This window comes from Halomonas sp. Bachu 37 (genome assembly GCF_039691755.1).
Lineage (GTDB): Bacteria > Pseudomonadota > Gammaproteobacteria > Pseudomonadales > Halomonadaceae > Vreelandella > Vreelandella kashgarensis.
Map to the genome: position 1 here is coordinate 1,340,946 of NZ_CP137552.1, position 17,706 is coordinate 1,358,651.

15 protein-coding genes are annotated in these 17,706 nt (G+C 59.7%); 3 read left to right on the forward strand and 12 right to left on the reverse strand.

Going from position 1 to position 17,706, the window contains the following annotated elements:
* Window positions 1-418 precede the first annotated feature (418 nt).
* Window positions 419-535, reverse strand: coding sequence for a cytochrome c oxidase subunit CcoM (gene ccoM, locus R5M92_RS06180; RefSeq protein WP_346798652.1), 117 nt, complete (start codon window positions 533-535; stop codon window positions 419-421).
* 196 nt (window positions 536-731) lie between these two features.
* A complete protein-coding gene (locus R5M92_RS06185) occupies window positions 732-1,238 on the reverse strand; it encodes a peptidylprolyl isomerase (RefSeq protein ID WP_346798654.1) in 507 nt (168 codons plus the stop codon).
* Window positions 1,239-1,492: 254 nt separating this feature from the next.
* On the opposite strand from R5M92_RS06185, the gene R5M92_RS06190 reads away from it, so the two are divergent.
* Entirely contained in the window at window positions 1,493-2,851 is a 1,359-nt protein-coding gene (locus R5M92_RS06190) for an AmpG family muropeptide MFS transporter (protein WP_346798656.1), read from the forward strand.
* 29 nt (window positions 2,852-2,880) lie between these two features.
* Here R5M92_RS06190 and R5M92_RS06195 read toward each other — a convergent pair whose 3' ends face one another.
* The 3 genes from R5M92_RS06195 to R5M92_RS06205 all read right to left on the reverse strand — a co-directional run bounded on the left by R5M92_RS06195 (window position 2,881) and on the right by R5M92_RS06205 (window position 6,781).
* Window positions 2,881-4,710, reverse strand: coding sequence for an SEC-C domain-containing protein (locus R5M92_RS06195; protein ID WP_346798657.1), 1,830 nt, complete (start codon window positions 4,708-4,710; stop codon window positions 2,881-2,883).
* Window positions 4,711-4,772: 62 nt separating this feature from the next.
* Window positions 4,773-6,029, reverse strand: a complete 1,257-nt coding sequence (locus R5M92_RS06200) for an AarF/ABC1/UbiB kinase family protein (RefSeq protein WP_346798659.1) — start codon at window positions 6,027-6,029, stop codon at window positions 4,773-4,775.
* A 26-nt stretch (window positions 6,030-6,055) separates the two neighbouring features.
* Window positions 6,056-6,781: a lipopolysaccharide kinase InaA family protein gene (locus R5M92_RS06205; RefSeq protein ID WP_346798660.1), complete on the reverse strand. Its 726-nt coding sequence runs from the start codon at window positions 6,779-6,781 to the stop codon at window positions 6,056-6,058.
* 207 nt (window positions 6,782-6,988) lie between these two features.
* On the opposite strand from R5M92_RS06205, the gene R5M92_RS06210 reads away from it, so the two are divergent.
* A complete protein-coding gene (locus tag R5M92_RS06210; RefSeq protein WP_346798662.1) occupies window positions 6,989-8,932 on the forward strand; it encodes a DNA topoisomerase III in 1,944 nt (647 codons plus the stop codon).
* Between the two features lie 104 nt (window positions 8,933-9,036).
* Complete coding sequence (locus R5M92_RS06215; RefSeq protein WP_346798664.1) at window positions 9,037-9,963, forward strand: 2-dehydropantoate 2-reductase; 927 nt, start codon at window positions 9,037-9,039, stop codon at window positions 9,961-9,963.
* A gap of 23 nt (window positions 9,964-9,986) precedes the next feature.
* On the opposite strand, the gene R5M92_RS06220 is transcribed toward R5M92_RS06215, so the two are convergent.
* The 7 genes from R5M92_RS06220 to R5M92_RS06250 all read right to left on the reverse strand — a co-directional run bounded on the left by R5M92_RS06220 (window position 9,987) and on the right by R5M92_RS06250 (window position 17,597).
* Window positions 9,987-10,613, reverse strand: a complete 627-nt coding sequence (locus R5M92_RS06220) for a glutathione S-transferase family protein (protein ID WP_346798666.1) — start codon at window positions 10,611-10,613, stop codon at window positions 9,987-9,989.
* Window positions 10,614-10,815: 202 nt separating this feature from the next.
* The gene (gene mmsB / locus R5M92_RS06225) at window positions 10,816-11,712 is read right to left on the reverse strand and encodes a 3-hydroxyisobutyrate dehydrogenase (RefSeq protein ID WP_346798668.1); all 897 of its coding nucleotides are present in this window, start codon (window positions 11,710-11,712) and stop codon (window positions 10,816-10,818) included.
* Window positions 11,713-11,797: 85 nt separating this feature from the next.
* Window positions 11,798-12,913: an enoyl-CoA hydratase/isomerase family protein gene (locus R5M92_RS06230; RefSeq protein ID WP_346798669.1), complete on the reverse strand. Its 1,116-nt coding sequence runs from the start codon at window positions 12,911-12,913 to the stop codon at window positions 11,798-11,800.
* A gap of 45 nt (window positions 12,914-12,958) precedes the next feature.
* A complete protein-coding gene (locus R5M92_RS06235) occupies window positions 12,959-14,113 on the reverse strand; it encodes an acyl-CoA dehydrogenase family protein (protein WP_346798670.1) in 1,155 nt (384 codons plus the stop codon).
* Between the two features lie 301 nt (window positions 14,114-14,414).
* A complete protein-coding gene (locus R5M92_RS06240; protein ID WP_417339067.1) occupies window positions 14,415-15,413 on the reverse strand; it encodes a branched-chain amino acid ABC transporter permease in 999 nt (332 codons plus the stop codon).
* Window positions 15,410-16,297 carry a branched-chain amino acid ABC transporter permease gene (locus tag R5M92_RS06245; RefSeq protein WP_346798673.1) on the reverse strand — a complete coding sequence of 296 codons (888 nt, stop codon included), beginning with the start codon at window positions 16,295-16,297 and terminating at the stop codon, window positions 15,410-15,412. The genes R5M92_RS06240 and R5M92_RS06245 overlap by 4 nt, the downstream gene beginning before the upstream one ends.
* A gap of 79 nt (window positions 16,298-16,376) precedes the next feature.
* Window positions 16,377-17,597, reverse strand: a complete 1,221-nt coding sequence (locus R5M92_RS06250; protein ID WP_346798674.1) for an ABC transporter substrate-binding protein — start codon at window positions 17,595-17,597, stop codon at window positions 16,377-16,379.
* Window positions 17,598-17,706: the final 109 nt, after the last annotated feature.

The following is a 17,706-nucleotide window of genomic DNA, read 5'->3' on the forward strand; positions in this document are numbered from 1 at the left end:
GGTAAGACGCGCGACCTTCCCGCTTATGCCTGTCGGATCTACGTCATGGCGTTCCGTGCAAGTACCGGGCTTTGATGACTATGGCCATCTCACCCCGCCATGCCGCCTCGTATCCGCTTCCTGTTCGGCTAGGCGCCCCCGTCGAGCCAGCGTTTTGCCTTAGGCTTCCTTCAGATTCCCCCTCGCGAGGGACAACCCTTGCCGTCGGCTAGCACTTCCCCTTGCCGGGCGTGCAGGGGACTTTCACCCCCAAGTCATCCTGAGGCACCACCCTCAGGAATAGCGCCAGTCAAGGCGCTGCGCGCCATGCCTGGCGCACCATAAAAAAACCGACCCGGATGGGTCGGCTACTGGGAGCTTATCCAATACAACCAAACAAGCCCCCTCCCCTGACGAATTGCGACAGACTCCAATCGATTCAGTGCTTCTTCTTGCGGTGATGATCACGCACAACGAAACCAATCCAGCCTGCCATGAAAGCGATCATCAAACCGACGGTTACCAGTCCAAAGATTACTGCGTCATCCCAATACATGGTGGTGCCCTCCCGCCGTGATGTGTTGAAGCCATGATAGTCACAACACGAGAGCAGAAAGCTGACTTGCATCAAGTTTAGCGAGTCACTGAAAGAACGGTGGGGAGTAAGTTGATACACATCACTTTTTAGTTTGCCTGCAAAAGAGTTACGTCAATGGCGGTGTGAGGAAACAACTTGCCGGGAGAAGTCACGCTTAAAGCACCTTGCGATCTTCGACATTGGCATGATCGGTACCAGGAGGCAGCGGATGGCCTTTGGCCAATTCGGCCCGTGTGGCATCGCGTACGTCGAGGATCTTGATCTGATAACGTAAACGGCGTCCCGCCAAGGGATGGTTGGTGTCGACCAGCACCTGATCGTTCACCACTTCCAGCACGGTGACGATCTGCGGGCCCGCCTCTCCTTCCGTCTGGAAACACATGCCGGGTTCGAGCTCAGTACTGCCAAAGGCGCCACGGCCTACGTGCTGCACCAGGTCCTCGTTGCGCAGCCCGTAGGCATCCGCTGGCATCAAGGTAACGCTGAGCTCCGCCCCAGCTTGTTGCCCCTCTAGAGCACGCTCGAGTCCAGGCACGATGTTATTATGCGCATGGAGATATTCCAGAGGGGTCTCACGCGCGCTGGAATCATCCAGTACGGTGCCGCTTTCGTCACTGAGAACATAGTGCAGAGTGACGACCTTCTGCGGGGCGATCGACATACAAAACTCCTGTCCGGTAAGCTGCCCGAGTCTTTGGGGTGAGGGCGATAGTTTATCAGCTGACAAGGAGACTCGCCGCTACGGCGAGCGTCGTTCTGCGCCTGATTACTGTCCCGAGCTACTGTCCCGAAATACTGTTCAGAATTACTGTTCAAAAACATACTGTTCAAAAGTAGTGCTCAGAAATACTTTCCAGCTCGATTCATCATTGTGCGATTTCATCCTCAGCCAACATTTCTGCAAGGAGTGCTTCCATGTCCACCCCGTTGCCCCAGCGAAGCTGGCGCGCCGCCCTGGCTATTTATTTGCGTGCTCCCGTACTCACCATGCTGTTTCTGGGGTTTTCCGCAGGCCTGCCGTTCCTGCTGGTGTTCTCAACGCTTTCCGCCTGGTTGCGTAGCGACGGTGTCGAGGTCGCGGCAATTGGTTTCTTCGCCTGGATCGGCATGCTCTATTCCATCAAGTTTTTCTGGGCGCCGGTGGTGGACCGTCTCGCGCTACCGCTGTTGACCCGCACCTTCGGCCAGCGACGCGGCTGGATGCTGCTGGCACAGGGTACGATTGTCGCCGGTCTGGTGGGCCTGGCCGGTTTAAGCCCGGTGGGAAATCTCGCTTGGGTGGCCCTGTTTGCATTGCTGGTGGCCTTTGGCTCGGCCACCCAGGATATTGCCATCGATGCCTACCGCATCGAGTCCGCAGACGACGACCTGCAAGCCGCCATGGCCTCCACCTATATCATCGGTTATCGCGGCGGATTGCTTGCCGCCGGTGCTGGCGCGCTCTACATAGCCGCATCCGCTTCGTGGGATGTGGCCTATCTGTGCATGGCGGCGCTGATGGGCATCGGTGTACTCACCGTACTGCTGCGCCCTGAACCCAAGCGAGCTTCACTATCGATTCAGCTCATTCACGAGCCCAGAGTGCGTGCGTTCATCCGCGCCAGTCGCGGCAAGCCCAAACTCTTGCGACGGTTGGGCGCCTGGAGCATCGGCGCACTGGTCTGCCCCTTCACCGATTTCTTCAACCGCTATGGTGTCAAGGCGCTATGGATTTTGATATTTATCGCGGTATTTCGCATCAGCGACCTGGCCATGGCATCCATGGCCAACCCGCTGTATATCGACTTGGGCTTTTCGCTGGCGACCATCGCCAGCGTCACCAATATATTCGGTATTGCGATGAGTATTGCCGGGGGGATACTGGGCGGGCTATTGGTGGCACGTTATGGCATCGGTCCGCTGCTGATCTTCGGCGCGGGGTTGGTGATGGCAACGAATCTGCTGTTTGCCGTACTCGCCCTGGTGGGTAATCAATTGCCCATGCTGGTGGTGACGATCATCGGTGACAACCTCGCCAACGGGTTGGCCAGTGCGGTGTTCATCGCCTTTCTTTCCAGTCTTACCTCCCGCGCCTACACCGCCACCCAATACGCCCTGTTTTCGTCACTGATGACGCTGCCGGGCAAGTTTCTGAGCGGCTTCGGTGGGCTGGTCGTAGCCGACCAGGGTTACCCGAGCTTTTTCGTCATCGCCACCTTGCTTGGCTTGCCGGCGATCGCCCTGGCGGTATGGATCAGCCGCAACCGGCAACTGATGGCGCCCGGCACCCATTAGAGTTACGCCGGGGCATGTTTGGCGTTCGCTTACCTGGTTTGGTTGCGATGTGCCTCCAGCCAGTCCAGGGCGCCGGGAGTACTGCGCCACTGATCGCGCATCAGCGTCCGGTATTGCCAGGCTTCGGCGCGGGTCCCCGGCTCCACTTGCCCTTGCGCTGGCGGCAACACCGGGCGCGGATTTTCGGCACAGAGGATCGCCAATGCGTAGCGATTATGCGCCAACGCTTCCTGCAGGACTTCTTCCGCCTGGTCGAACCGGTCGAGACGATACAGTGCCAAGGCCCGCCCCAGCAGTAACCCCAGCAGCATGGAACCGTCGTCTTCATTATGTTCGGTAAGTTCCAGTGCCGCATGGTTGCGTCCGTCGCGCAACAGCTGATCGAGTACCAGCTCGCGCAGGCCCAGGCTGTCTTCGCTATCGATGTGAAGAAGTTGTTCGGCAAGCTGGCGCGACTGTTCACGCGCACCGCGCTCCATCCCCACCACCAGCGCCAGGCCGGTGCGCAGCAGAATGGCGTTGTCGGCGTCATCCCAGCACAGGCTGCCTTCCCCTTGGGCTCGCGCTTGGTCCAGCCAGCGCGACAGACGCTTGGCCAGCGGCTCGAGCAAGCTGGGTGCCATCCACGGCAGGCTACCGAAACGGTTGGTCAGGGCGAGGGTGACATCCTGCACGACTTGCGGTGCATCCAGCCACTCCGGATGCGCGCACAAAGCCGGCATCCATTCCGCGGCTTGGACCCACGGGTCCTCGCGAAAGCCCAGCGTCACCTCTTCATCGACCATCACCTGGAAATGCCGGTGCCAGGCGGCGAACAGGGTCGCTTCACGTGCACTCACGTGATAGGTAATACGGGCAGCCGAGGCATCGCTTCGCAGGTCCAGCAGCGGCGCGGTGGGCAGGGCTTCCAGCAGGGCTTGAATCGCGGTCAACGGCGTGGCCAGGTCCTCCTCGGCACTGAGCAGTTGATCAGCCAAGGTGGCGCCCGGGTTTTGCGCAAGCGCTGCGAGAAACTCGAGCTGGTCGGGATCGAGCTCGCCCTGGCGGGCCAGGCGGCGATACCAGAAGGCCGAACGCTCCTTGGCCTCGGCTTCGTGCCCTTCGTGGAGCAGCAGCATTGCCTCGATATAGGCCAGGGTCGGAGAGTCGGGAAGCGCCTGCTGCGCCTTGACGAAAGCCGAACGGGCGCTGTCCAGGTCGTCGTTGTCCAGATGCATCAGGCACAAGCGCTCGAGCGCAACCCCACGCAGAAATAGCGGCCCACGCTCGAGCACGTCGTCGAGCAGGGCGGCACGTTTGCGGGTGAATCCGCGTTCCTGATACAGATCTATGAGTATTTCGAAGGCCGGCTCTGCCTGTTCCGGCAGGCGAGTCCAGTCGCTGCCATCGAAGAGCGATTCGAGAATCTGCATGGCGCGACCGCTCTGGCCGCTTTCCGCCGCAATCAAGCCCGCTTCGAGCAGCGCCTGGGCCGGGGCCTTGCCACTGGCGAGAGCCGCCTTCAGGGTCGGTCCCTTCCACTCGCGCAGGGAGAGCATCCACATCATCTGGTCGGGAATTTCGGTAGGAAACTGCACCGCGTAACAGCAGTGCTTGAACTTGCGCCCCGAATCACACCAGCAGGGCTCGTTGCGCCCCGGTGTCGCCAAAGGTTCGCTATCGAATGCCAGACGCTCCAACGGGGTCTGCGACCAGAGAACGGGCGCCAGCGCCTGGGCAATGGCGATATCTTCCTGAAAGTACCCCGCCCCTTCCGTACGCGCCCAGGCCATGAAATCGGGATAACGTTCCTGTTGCCTGATTGCCGAGAGTGCCTCGGAGGCAAATCCCAGCAGCTGCTCGACCCATACCGCTAGCATTGCCATCTCCACTGACTTGAAAAGCGCCATAGTCTAGCATGCCCGTGCCTGCCGGACAGTCTTCACGCGTGGCGTTTGCCGTGTGACCAGGCCAATAGCGGCGCGGTTCGTGACGCCATGTCCAAACGCGCCTGCAAGCGCACCAGGTTCCAGTAATGCCCGTTGAGTGCCCGCGACAACAATAGGGTACCCGCCGGAGGCTGCAACCTATCCATGGCCGCCCACACCTTGGGGGTGAGCTCCCGCAGGCGCCGATGCACCCGCACATCGCCGAAATCCTGCTTGCCCGGGGCGAACAACGGCGCCACACTTTGTGCGGCCTCGCGGTACAGCGCCAGCGGTGCCCCCACGCCCTGGCGGCCGCCCATCGCCAGCAGCGCCGTATCCATTGCCACCGGGTCCTGGTCGAGCGTTGCCTCGAGCAAGGCCATCATCGCGTGCAGGCGCTCTTCAGGCACGGCGATTACTGCGCCGAGGTCGTAGATCACCAGCCGGCCATGGTCATCAGCGGCGAAGTTTCCCGCATGGGGATCAGCGTGAATTTCATGGTGAGTGAAGAGCTCGAGGGTGATCCAATCCGCCAACGTAGCGGCGACCTTCTGGCGCGTAGCGTCATCGGCAGTTTCAAGTTCGCGTAGCGGTGTGCCGGCGACGTATCGCATGGCCAGTACATGCGCACCGGATAGTTCCGCCAAGGGCTCGGGTATGACGATATCGTCGCGATGGGCGTAGCGCTCGCGATAGCGCGCCAAAGCCGCCGCTTCCGCCTGGTAGTCCAGCTCCTCGCGCAAGCTTGCCGCCAGCTCTTCGAATAGCGCATCGAGTCGCGCCTGAGGCACTTTGAACCAGCGCCCCAGCCCCATGATGCGCTTTACCTGCTTTAAATCGCTTTCCAATACTTCCGCCAGGCCGGGATACTGGACCTTGAGCACCACCGTTTCGCCTGTATGGGTCACCGCCCGATGCACCTGCCCCATCGATGCGCTGGCGAATGGCCGCTCTTCGATGTCACTGAAGTGACGATCGAGCTCGCCATACTGCAGCACCAGGGCCTCGTGAATCCGCGGCCACGGCATCGGCTCGGCCTGGCGCTGCAGGCGAGACAGCTCCTCGGCCAGATCCGGCGGCAGCAGGTCGTCCCACTGGGACGTGATCTGGGCAAGCTTCATAGCCGGACCTTTCAGCTCTGAAAGCCCCTCGAACAGCGCCTCGCCCAGCGCCCGCCAATCCGCCTGGCCGCCCAAGCGAGTTTTCAGCAGCGCACCGCCGGTACGAGCCCCCAACCCCATCAAACGCCTTGTCCTGCCTCGTTCGCGCATCGGTTATTCCTTTGAACAATGTAAGTTCAGCAAGCGCGGCGGATGTCCTTCGCCTGCCAACGCCGCTTCATTTCCGTATGCAACCAGTCCCGATAAGGCTCGTCCAGCAACCCCAACTGGCTGACCGAGCGATACACAACTTGCCGTTGTGCTCGCTTGCCCCGCGGTAGCGAGCGCACATGAGTATCGATCCAGACGATTTCGCCGTTTGGACGGCACAGGAAGTTCTCCATATGCAGGTCGCGATGGACGTATCCGATACTTGCCAGGCGCAGCAATTCATCGCAAAGACGGGTCAGGAAGGTATGACGCTGCTCTTCGGGCAGCTGGGTGAAATATTCGGCCCCCGTTACCGCGTTCGCTACATGCTCCATCACCAGCAGCGAGCCCAATCGGTTCCGCTTATCGAAAGAGACTCCCCAAGCCATGCACTCGGGAGTTGAAAGACCGGCAGCTCTGATTATCCTCAGGCTGCGTACTTCCTTGCGGGCATCGAACTGAAAGAACAACCGCTTTTCGATGTAGTCGCGCAATAACCAGCGCAGGAATTTATTCGACCGCGAATACTTGTCTGCCTTGAACTTGGCAAGCGCTCCGCTTTGACTATCAAAATAGAATTCGCTGCTAGCCGCGCCGTCGAGGCGTCGAGCATGGGCATCCTTGTCTAATTGGTAAGAATGCGGCCTGCCCCGCTGCTGGAAAAGCAAATAGCGGCGAGACGTGCCGTTAATAGTGATCTTGGTCAGCCTCACCGAAGGGCCTCCAGAAGTCCAGGAGCGCCACAATGACGCTCAGATTTTAATGTGTCGTCAATTGGCATTCGATTCTCACGTTGAGCGAGAAAATCGCCAGGATGTCAGTAACAAAAAAGAAGTTTATCATGTCAGCACACTATCCAAGCCAAGGCGCGATGACCGGTCTCACCCACACATAGAGGCAGCGCCAGACTGAGATCCGCCATGCGCCTGATTATCGCCGAGAAACCCAGCCTTGCCCTGGCGATTGCCGAGGCGCTGCCCGGTAGCATCAAACGCCAGGAAGGCGCGATCAATTGCGGCGACACCACGGTCACCTGGTGCCTGGGCCATCTGCTGGAACAGGCCGCCCCGGAAGCCTACGACCCTGCCGACAAACAGTGGCGACTCGACCGTCTGCCCATTGTGCCGAAACAATGGAAACTCGCCCCGCGCTCAAAGGCCCGGGGGCAGTTGGCGGTGATTCGCAAGTTGATCAAGCAGGCCAGCGAAGTCGTCCACGCCGGCGACCCTGATCGCGAAGGCCAGTTGCTGGTCCAGGAAGTCATCGAGTACCTAAAATATCGCGGCCCAGTGCAGCGGCTGCTGATCAGCGACCTCAACCGGCCCGCGGTCAGTCGAGCACTGGCCAAGCTGCGTCCCAACGCCGAATACCAGCCGCTTTTTCAGGCGGCCCAGGCACGCTCCCGCGCTGATTGGCTCTACGGTATAAACCTCACCCGCGCCTGGACGCTGACCGGCCGCCAGGCGGGACACGACGGTGTGCTTTCTGTTGGCCGCGTACAAACACCGGTGCTGGGCTTGATCGTGCGTCGAGACAACGCCATTCGGGATTTCGTCCCTCATCCGTTCTACCCGCTGTGGGTCGATCTCAAGGTAGACCAGGGCCAACTGCGCGCCTGGTGGATTCCACAGGAGCACCAGCCGCTCGATGACCAGGGCCGCTTGATTGATCGCGCCCCTGCCGATGCCTTGGCTTCCCGGCTGCCAGGCGCCTCGGGTCGACTTGCCAAGCTCGACCAGCAGGAGAAGCGCCAGGCACCGCCGCTGCCCTATTCGCTTTCTGCGCTTCAGGTGGACGCCGCGCGGCGCCATGGGCTTTCCGCGCAGATGGTGCTGGATATCTGTCAGCTACTTTATGAGCGGCACAAGCTGATTACCTATCCTCGCTCGGACTGCCGCTACCTGCCGGAAGAACATTTTTCGCTTGCCCAGCGTAATCTGACCGGTGCCTGCCAGAATGATGATTCACTGAAGCAATGGCTCAACGGCGCGGATTTCTCGCTGCGCTCCAAGGCGTGGAATGACAAGCAAGTCGGCGCCCACCACGCCATCGCCCCAAGCGGTAAGCCGGCGGATTTCAGCCAGCTTTCCGCGACCGAAGGCCAGGTCTTCCGGCTGATCGTGCGCAACGTCATGGCGCAGTTCTACCGGCCGCTTCGTACCTTCGAGGTAAAGGCGGAATTCAACCTGCTGGATGAAGCCTTCCGCGCCCGTGGCCAGAGCATTCTCGACCCCGGCTGGAAGCCACTGTTCACTACCCGCGATGAAACCCCGCCATTACCACCGCTGACCCAGGGTGAAGCCTGCCAGGTGCTTGCCGCCGGCGTCGAGGAGCGCGAAACGCGCCCGCCGGAACCCTTCACCGATGCCAGCCTGATCAAGGCGATGATGAACATCGCTCGCTACGTGGACGATCCCGCCGTGCGTCGTACTCTGCGCGACACCGACGGCCTGGGTACCGAAGCCACCCGCGCCGGCATAATCGAAACCTTGGTGCAGCGCGGCTACCTGGTCCGAAAGCAAAAAGCCCTGCGCGCCACCAGGCTCGGCAGCGCCTTGATCGCCGCCCTGCCCAGCGCCGTGAGCACGCCGGAACGTACCGCGCTTTGGGAGCAGCGTCTGCGAGGTATTGCTGAACAGCAGGACGACCCCGGTGCGTTTCAGCACGCCCTGCTCGACGACCTGCGCAGTCTGCTCAGCCACAGCGACGCGGTAAAGCTCAGGCAGAGCCTGCAAACCGCCCAGGGCGAAGCCGCCGCCCCCGTAAAGCGCGCCGGCAAACCGAAGAAAAGCTACACAAGGAGAAAAAGTACCGGAAAAAGTACTGGAAAAAGTACCGTAAAGAGCAAGACGACCAGCGGCTGATCGATATTTCTGACGAGATGAGATTGATGGCGGCATTAGCGCAATAACGATCCGCTAGCGCTTGGCCAGTCTGCCTTAACCATCACCACGACAGGGCATTCACCATGACGCAACACTGGATACTCGGCCCTGGCGCCATCGGTCGCCTGTTGGCATATACAATTACGCCCGTGGCTGCCGTTACGTTGATAGGCCGACGAACGCTGCCCGACCGGCAAGCGCTGACCACGCCGGAAGGCGAACGGCAAGTGCAGAGCCTGAATGTGACTACGAGCGAGCAGTTGCGTCATGAGGCACCCGTCCCGCCTGCTTACCTGCATATCACCACCAAGGCGATGGCGGCGGAAGCAGCGCTAGAAAGTCTTGCAGGAATAATTCATCCCTCTACCCCGCTGGTGCTGTGGCAGAACGGTTTTTCAGCCCAGCCGCATATTACCCGAGCTTGGACGGGGCCGGTGTTGTGCGCCACCACCACGGAGGGCGCTTATCTATCGGGTAACGAAGACGTAGTGCATGCGGGTCGCGGGCATACGTTTGTCGGCGATCTGGATAACCGTCATGGGGAGCTGGTGGAAGCTCTGGTTCACACGCTTACCCAAGCGGGACTGGCCGCCACGGCGGTCAATGATATTCGAAAGCGCCTGTGGCAGAAGCTTGCAGTGAACGCGGCAATCAACCCCTTGGTGGCGCTGCATGGAATACGCAACGGGGAATTGCGTGGCGATGCATATTCAGGCCAGGTTGCAGCGGTGGTGAAAGAAGTCGCGGCGATACTTCGTGCCGAAGGCATACCGCCGCCGAGCGGCCAGGGGGAGCAAGCGTGGTTGGCACTGGTGTGGCAAGTAGTGACCAGCACCGCGAACAACAAGGCCTCGATGCTGCAGGATAGGGAAGCCAAGCGCACCACCGAACGCGGGGCGATCCTGGGACCACTGATCGAAAGTGCCCGGCGCCACGGGTTATCTTGCGACGTGCTGAAAGCACTCGATGCAGAGATCGCAGCGCTGGAAGCGGATTACTTGGCCTCATGAAGATAAAAACTGCCAGACAATACTCACGATACCGGAATCATCACGACCTTGCGGAAGTTGGGCAGTTCGGTGAGCTCGCGATACCAGCGCTCCAGGTGAGCGCGCGGTTGCCAGGTCAGGCCGCTGTTGAGCAGGTTGTAAACGAACGGAGCGATGGCGATATCGCCCAGGCCTACGGCGTTGCCGGAAAACCATGGCTGCGTTGCCAAGACGTTATCCATCGTTTCGAACAAGCTTTCACAGCCTTGAACAGCCGCATCGATGGTAGCGTTATCGCGCTCCTCGGGCGGTGTTCTGACATAGCCCATCAATATCACCCGATGGACTGGCGAGAGAGCACTGTTCGCCCAGTCCATCCACTTTTCCATCTGGGCCCGCTCGGCGGGTGAATCGATCCACAGTGAGCCTTGGCCGTACTGTGCCGCCAGGTAGCGGATGATGGTATTGGATTCCCACAGCACACTTTCGGTGGCGTCATCGTGCAACAACGGAACCAGACCGTTGGGGTTCATCGCCCGGTATTGCGCAGTGTCATTGACCCCGTGTTCACGACCAGCCTGAATCTGCTTGAAAGGCAACTCGAGTTCTTCCAGTACCCACAGCACTTTCTTGACGTTGGTGGAATTGTTCCTGCCCCATAACGTGATCATGACGTTCCTCATTGATTGGGCCGCGAATGGCATCGACAGGAGTTTATCGAAACAGACAGGAATAATGCGCCCCGTACTGCACGATAACGAGCATCACGGGACACACTTTCAAGCATACAATAGGTTCAAGAATTCCGTAGGTTCAAGAATTCCGTAGGTTCAAGCATTCCGTAGGTTCAAGAATATAGGAGGACGAAATCGGTCACGCGTCCTTGTCCTGGTAGAACTGCATCAAGCTGGAGAAATCCAGACCACCGTTACCGTTGGCCTTGTGCAGGGTGAAAAGCGAACGCGCCGCCGACCCCATGGGAACGGGAGAAGCGCTGAGCTGGCTGACATCCATGGCCAGTCCCAGGTCCTTGTACATCAGATCCACCTGAAAACCGCCCTGATAGCCTTTCGAGGCCGGAGCGTTTTCCATGACGCCGGGATACGGGTTATAGACGTTCAGCGCCCAGTTGCCGCCGGAGCTCTGTTTCATGATATCCGAGAGCACCGCCGGATCGAGCCCGTTCTTGACGCCCATATTGAGCGCCTCGCAGGTGCCCGCCATGAGAATGCTCAGGAGCATGTTGTTGCACACCTTGGCGATCTGCCCGGCACCGCTCTCGCCGGCATGGAAGATATTCTTGCCCATCACGTCGAGGATCGGCTGGGCCTGGGCAAACTGGGCCTCAGAGCCACCGACGATAAAAGTCAGCGTACCCGCCTGCGCGCCACCCACACCGCCGGAGACCGGCGCATCGATAAAGCCGATACCATTCTCGGCACCGACGGCGGCCACGCGGCGCGCGGTATCGGCATCGATGGTGGAGGAATCGATCACCAGGGTTTCCTTGCCGATGACCGAGAACAGCGGTGAGTCTCCCGTGACGTACAGGCTTTCGACATGCTTGCCGGCGGGCAGCATGGAGATGACGAAATCGGCTCCCGTGGCGGCGTCCGCAGCACTGCTCGCCACGTTGCAACCCTGTTCCCGGGCTGTCTCCAGCGCCTGCTCGGAGAGATCGAAGGCGTGGACCTCATGGCCGGCCTTCGCCAGGTTGGCGGCCATCGGCCCGCCCATGTTGCCGAGACCGATAAAGGCGATCTTGCTCATGGTAGAAATTCCTTGTTGTTATGCCCGTTGTGGTAAAAGTGGTTGTAATGACGTTGTGGCCTGCCCGGCACGACATGGATGGCGCTCAGGCGAGGTCCGCCAGAGGATTCTCCGCCCAGGGCGGCGCCAATAGCGAATCGATGAACTCGTCGGTTACCGCATCGAGACTGGCGAAACTCCACGCAGGCTTACCGTCCTTGTCGACCAGCAGCGCTCGCACCCCTTCGGGAAATTCGCGGTGTCGGCAACACTGAACGGATAGCTCGAGCTCGGACTGGAATACTTCTTTCAACGACATGTACCTGGCGCGGTTGAGCTGTTCGTCGATCAGCTTGACCGAGACCGGGCTTCCGTGTTGCAGCGTCTTCTGCGCCTTGATAAACCACTTGTCATCGCTCTGCACCGCCAGAATAGCGGCCACGGCCTGCTCGATGGTGTCGTGGTCCATCAATTCGCGGATCACCGGCGAAAACCGCTGTACCGGAGCTTCCAGTTCGGCGAAGACCGAATTCGATTCCCGCTCCAGCTCGCGCAGAACCCGATTTACCACGCCGTGGGCATCGGTTCTATCGCCTTCACCCCACTGCGCCTGGGTCAGCTGCTCGATCATTTCGTCCCGCTTGCCGCTGGCGATGAGACGGTCGGCCAGCCCCAGGTGAACCGCATCCAGCGCATTGACCTGGGCGCCGGTAATCGCCAGGAAGCGGCCAGTACCGCCGGGCAGGCGGTTGAGGAACCAGCTTGCACCCACATCCGGATACAGTCCGATCGTGACTTCCGGCATCGCCAGGCGCGAGGTTTCCGTCACTACTTGGTGGCTGCTGGCGCTCAACAGCCCCATGCCACCGCCCATCACGATCCCGTTGCCCCAGCAGATGACCGGCTTGGGGTAGGTATGCAGGCGATAGTCCAGGCGGTACTCGTTATCGAAGAACGCCTGGGGAAAGTCGGGATCGCCCTCGCCGATGATCGCCTTGTACAGGTTGACCACATCGCCGCCGGCACAGAAGGCCTTCTCTCCCGCGCTATCCAGCAGGATCGCCACGATACGGTCGTCATCCTGCCAGGCATCGAGGCGCGGCTGGATCTCTTCGATCATTTCCAGCGTCAGCGCATTGAGCGAACGCTCGGCGTTGAGCTTGATTTCGGCAACGACGTGACCGTCATGAGTGGGATGCTCGGTAAATATCACGCTACTCATCAAGATTCCTTATACCTGTAAGAGGAAGGCCAAACCGATACGAGACTAGAGCTCGGCGGCACTTTCCGCCAGCACTCGTCGGGCGATGATCATGCGCATGATCTCGTTGGTACCTTCGAGGATACGGTGAACGCGAGTATCACGGACGAAGCGCTCCATCGGATACTCCTTGATATAGCCATTGCCACCATAGAGCTGCAGTGCCTCGTCACATATCTTGAAACCGACATCGGTGGCGAAGCGCTTGGCCATGGCACAGTAAGCCGTAGCATCGGCGTGACCGGCGTCGAGCTTGGTGGCGGCCATGCGCACCAGTTGGCGGGCGGCGACAAGTTCGGTCACCATGTCCGCCAGCCGGAACTGCAGCGCCTGGAAATCCGCCAGGCGCTGGCCGAACTGCTTGCGCTCGAGCATGTAGTCGCGTGCCTGGTTGATCGCCTGCTGGGCGGTGCCGATCGAGCAGGTGGCGATATTGATTCGCCCGCCATCCAGCCCCTTCATGGCGATCTTGAAACCCTCTCCCTCCTGGCCCAGCATATGCTGCGCGGGAACCCGCACGTTCTCATAGGTAATCATGCGTGTCGGCTGGCTGTTCCAGCCCATCTTCTCTTCCTTGCGACCGTAACTGATGCCGTCGCTTCCGGCCTCCACGGCAAATGCAGAGACACCTCTTGCTCCTTCGCCGCCAGTGCGCGCCATCACGATCAACACGTCGGTACTGCCGGCGCCGGAAATGAACATCTTGCTGCCATTGAGCACGAAATCATCGCCGTCACGCTTGGCGGTGGTCTTCAACGACGCCGCGTCGGACCCCGAGTTGGGTTCGGTAAGACAGTAGGAACCCAATAGCTCGCCGGAAGCCAGCTTATCACCCCAGCGCTCGACCACCTCGGGGCCGCCGAAATCCGCCAGCATCCAGGTCACCATGTTGTGGATGGTGAGATATGCCGTGGTCGAGGTGCAGCCCATGGACAGCTGCTCGAAAATGATACTGGCATCCAACCGTGAAAGGCCCAAGCCGCCAACGCTCTCAGGGGCGTATAACGAACAGAAACCCAGTTCGCCCGCTTTACGAATCACATCGACGGGAAAGAACGACTCCTGATCCCATTGGGCCGCATGCGGCTCCAGCTCGTTCTGGGCGAATGCCCGTGCCATGTCGGCGAAAGCCACCTGATCTTCGTTGAGCTCAAAATTCATTGCGCGTCTCCTGATGACACGGGCCGGAATAGAGGGAAGTCGTCATCGCTTCCGGCGTCGCTGTCTGCGTAATCATTGTTCAATCGCTTGTTATCGCCGGCATGGGTGCCAATATGCAGCATGTTCGATCCCATCCAGAATCGTTCGACCATCCAGCTCAAGCGTGTCGTTGACGTTTACGTTAACTAATGGCAAAACTTTCTCACAAGCTACCCATAAGCGAAACCGACTTTGGTCGAATTCAGACTCCCGTGAGAAAAAAGGCGCCGCAAGGGCGCCCAATCAAGCATCAAGCTCGTGCTTAGCGGAAATTCTTGCGGTACATCTTGGCTATTTCTCCCACGATGCCGCTGCGGAAGCTGAGTACGCAGACCACGAAGATGATCCCCAATATCACGCTTACCCAGTTACCCAGCGGCGATTGCGCCAGGATATGCTGCAGGCTAACCACGATACCCGCACCCATCAGCGGACCCAACAGCGTACCCACGCCGCCCAGCAGAGTCATCAGGATGACCTCGCCCGACATGTGCCAGTGGGCATCGGTCAGCGAGGCAAGCTGGAACACAAGCGTCTTGGTGGAACCGGCAAGCCCCGCCAGTCCGGCCGAGATGATGAAAGCCAGCAACTTGTACGCATCGACGTTGTAACCCAGGGAAACCGCCCGCGGTTCATTCTCGCGAATCGCCTTCAGCACCTGACCGAACGGCGAATGAATCGTCCGCTGGATAATGATGAACCCGATCAAGAAGACGGCGAAGACGAAGTAGTACATGGCAAGGTTGCTGCGCAAGCTGATAACACCGAACAGGTCGCCCCGCTGCACGCCGTGCAAGCCGTCCTCGCCGCCGGTGAACGGCGCCTGGATATAGAAAAAGAACATCAGCTGTGCCAGCGCCAGTGTCACCATGGCGAAGTAGATCCCCTGGCGACGAATGGACAGCGCTCCGAATACCACCCCCAGCGCCAGCGCCGCCAAGGTGCCGACGAGGATACCCAGTTCCGGAGTCAAGCCAGGGTAGCTGGACAGTAGATAACCAGTGACGTAACCACCGGTCGCCAGAAACGCCGCATGGCCGAAGGACAACAGGCCGGCATAGCCCAGCAGCAAGTTGAAGGCGCAGGCGAACAGAGCGAAACAGAGAATCTTCATGAGGAAGACGGGATAGGCGACGAAAGGTGCCACCAAACCGACGATGACCAGCACTGCATAAAACATGTTGCGGCGCATTTTCGCTCGACGTTGGCGTTCGATCGTTACCGACGGTGCCTGTGCGATTTGTGTGTTGGCCATGGTCATGCCTCTTTGCCGAATAGTCCCGCGGGACGCAACATCAATACCAGAATCATTACCAGGAAGATCACCGTGTTGGCCGCTTCCGGGTAATACACCTTGGTCAGCCCTTCAATCAGTCCCATGGCCAGCCCGGTAAGAATCGCGCCGAGGATGGAGCCCATGCCACCGATGACTACCACCGCAAATACCACGATCAACAGGCTCGAGCCCATGGTGGGAGAGACGGGGTAAAGCGGCGCGGCCAGAACACCGGCAAAGGCGGCCAATGCCACGCCGAAGCCGTAGGTCAGGGTAATCAGTAGCGGCACGTTGACCCCGAAGGCCTGCATCAGAGCGGAGTTTTCCGTCCCCGCCCGCAGATAAGCGCCCAGGCGGGTACGCTCTATCATGAACCAGGTACCCAGACACACCAGCAAGGCGGCGACCAGAACCCAGGCACGGTAGGTAGGCAGGAACATGAAGCCAAGGTTATAGCCTCCCTGCAGTATTTCTGGCGTTGGGTAACTTGCCCCCGATACGCCGAAGAAGTTGATCAATGTTCCCTCGAAGATCAGGGCCAGACCGAATGTCAGCAGCAGGCCATAGAGATGGTCGAGGTGAGAAATACGGCGCAGAATGAAGCGCTCGATCAGCATGCCGAAGCCACCCACTACAAGGGGCACCAGGATCAATGCCAGCCAGTAGTTGATGCCCAGGTAACGAAAGCCCAACAACGCGGCAAAAGCACCCAGCATGTATTGCGCACCGTGGGCGAAGTTGACGATCTTCAGCAGGCCGAAGATAACCGCCAGTCCCAAGCTCAATAGTGCGTAGAAGGCACCATTGATCAGACCCAGCATGAGTTGCCCCATGAAGACTGCCAACGGCACTCCGAATATCATCGTCATGACGTGAATCTCCTCGCCGTCAAGCGGGTGGCGACACATGTCGCCACCCGGTTCCACTTGGTTATTCGTGCTTTACGGCTCAGTTCTGCACCAGCTTGCACTGACTTTCGGAAAGCGGGCGGTAAGCCTCTTCGGCGGGAATGGTGCTGAGGATTTCGTAGAGATCCCACTCACCGGTGGACTCTTCGGGCGTTTTAACCTGGGCGAGGTACATGTCGTGGATCATGCGACCATCTTCACGGATCTGACCGTTACGGGCGAAGAAATCATTGATCGGCTTTTCGGCCATCTTCTGACGGATCTCGACTGGATCGTCGGTACCCGCTTCTTCCACAGCGTTCAGGTAATGCATGGTGCTCGAGTAGATACCCGCCTGAACCATGGTCGGCATCTTGCCCACGCGCTCGTAGTAGCGTTCGGACCATTCGCGGGCCTCGTCGTCCATGTCCCAGTACCAGCCCGTCGTCAACAGCAGGTTCTGTGTCGCTTCCAGTCCCATGGCATGAACATCGTTGAGGAAGATCAGCAGGCCGGCCAGCTGCTGGCCGCTTTGAGTCAAGCCGAACTGGCTAGCGGTCTTGATGGCATTGACCGTATCGGCACCGGCATTGGCCAAGCCCACGATATCGGCACCGGAGCCTTGCGCCTGGAGGATATAGGACGAGAAGTCACTGGTCGGGAAGGGATGACGCACCCCGCCGACGATCTCGCCACCATTTTCTTCCACCACCTTGGTCACGTCGGCTTCCAGGGCATGACCGAAGGCGTAGTCGGCCGTCAGCAGGAACCAGCTGTCGCCGCCCTGGTCCACGACCGCCTTGGCGGTGCCGTTGGCCAGCGGATAGGTATCGTAGACCCAGTGGATGTGGTTCGGTGTGCAGTGCTCGTTGGTGATGCTCGACGCCGCCGAACCGGACACGATACCCAGCCCGTTGTTCTCTTCCAGCACCTTGGTCACGGCGATACTGACGGAGGACGCCACCAGGCCCGCGACCATGTCGACATTGCGCTCATCGACCCACTCGCGAACGGTATTGGCACCGACGTCGGCGCTGTTACGGTCGTCGGCACTGAAGACTTGGATCGGCTTGCCGTTGACGCTGCCACCGAAGTCCTCGATGGCCATGTTCAGGGCTTCCTCGCCGCCGGGGCCGGCCAGGTCGCGATAGGTTCCGGACATATCGGCCAGATAACCGATACGAACCTCACCATCACTGATCTCGGCCTGAGCCGTGGCAGCCATGGTGGAGGCAGCAGCAAGAGCGATACCGGTAGCGAGTGTTTTCTTGATAAAGGTCATGTTCGTCTCCGTGCCCTTGAAGGGCATTGTTGTTGTGTTACGACGTTGGTAAAAGCGTTTTGGTTAGCGAAAGGCCATCGGCAGCGGGCCGTTGTAAGTTGCATTGACG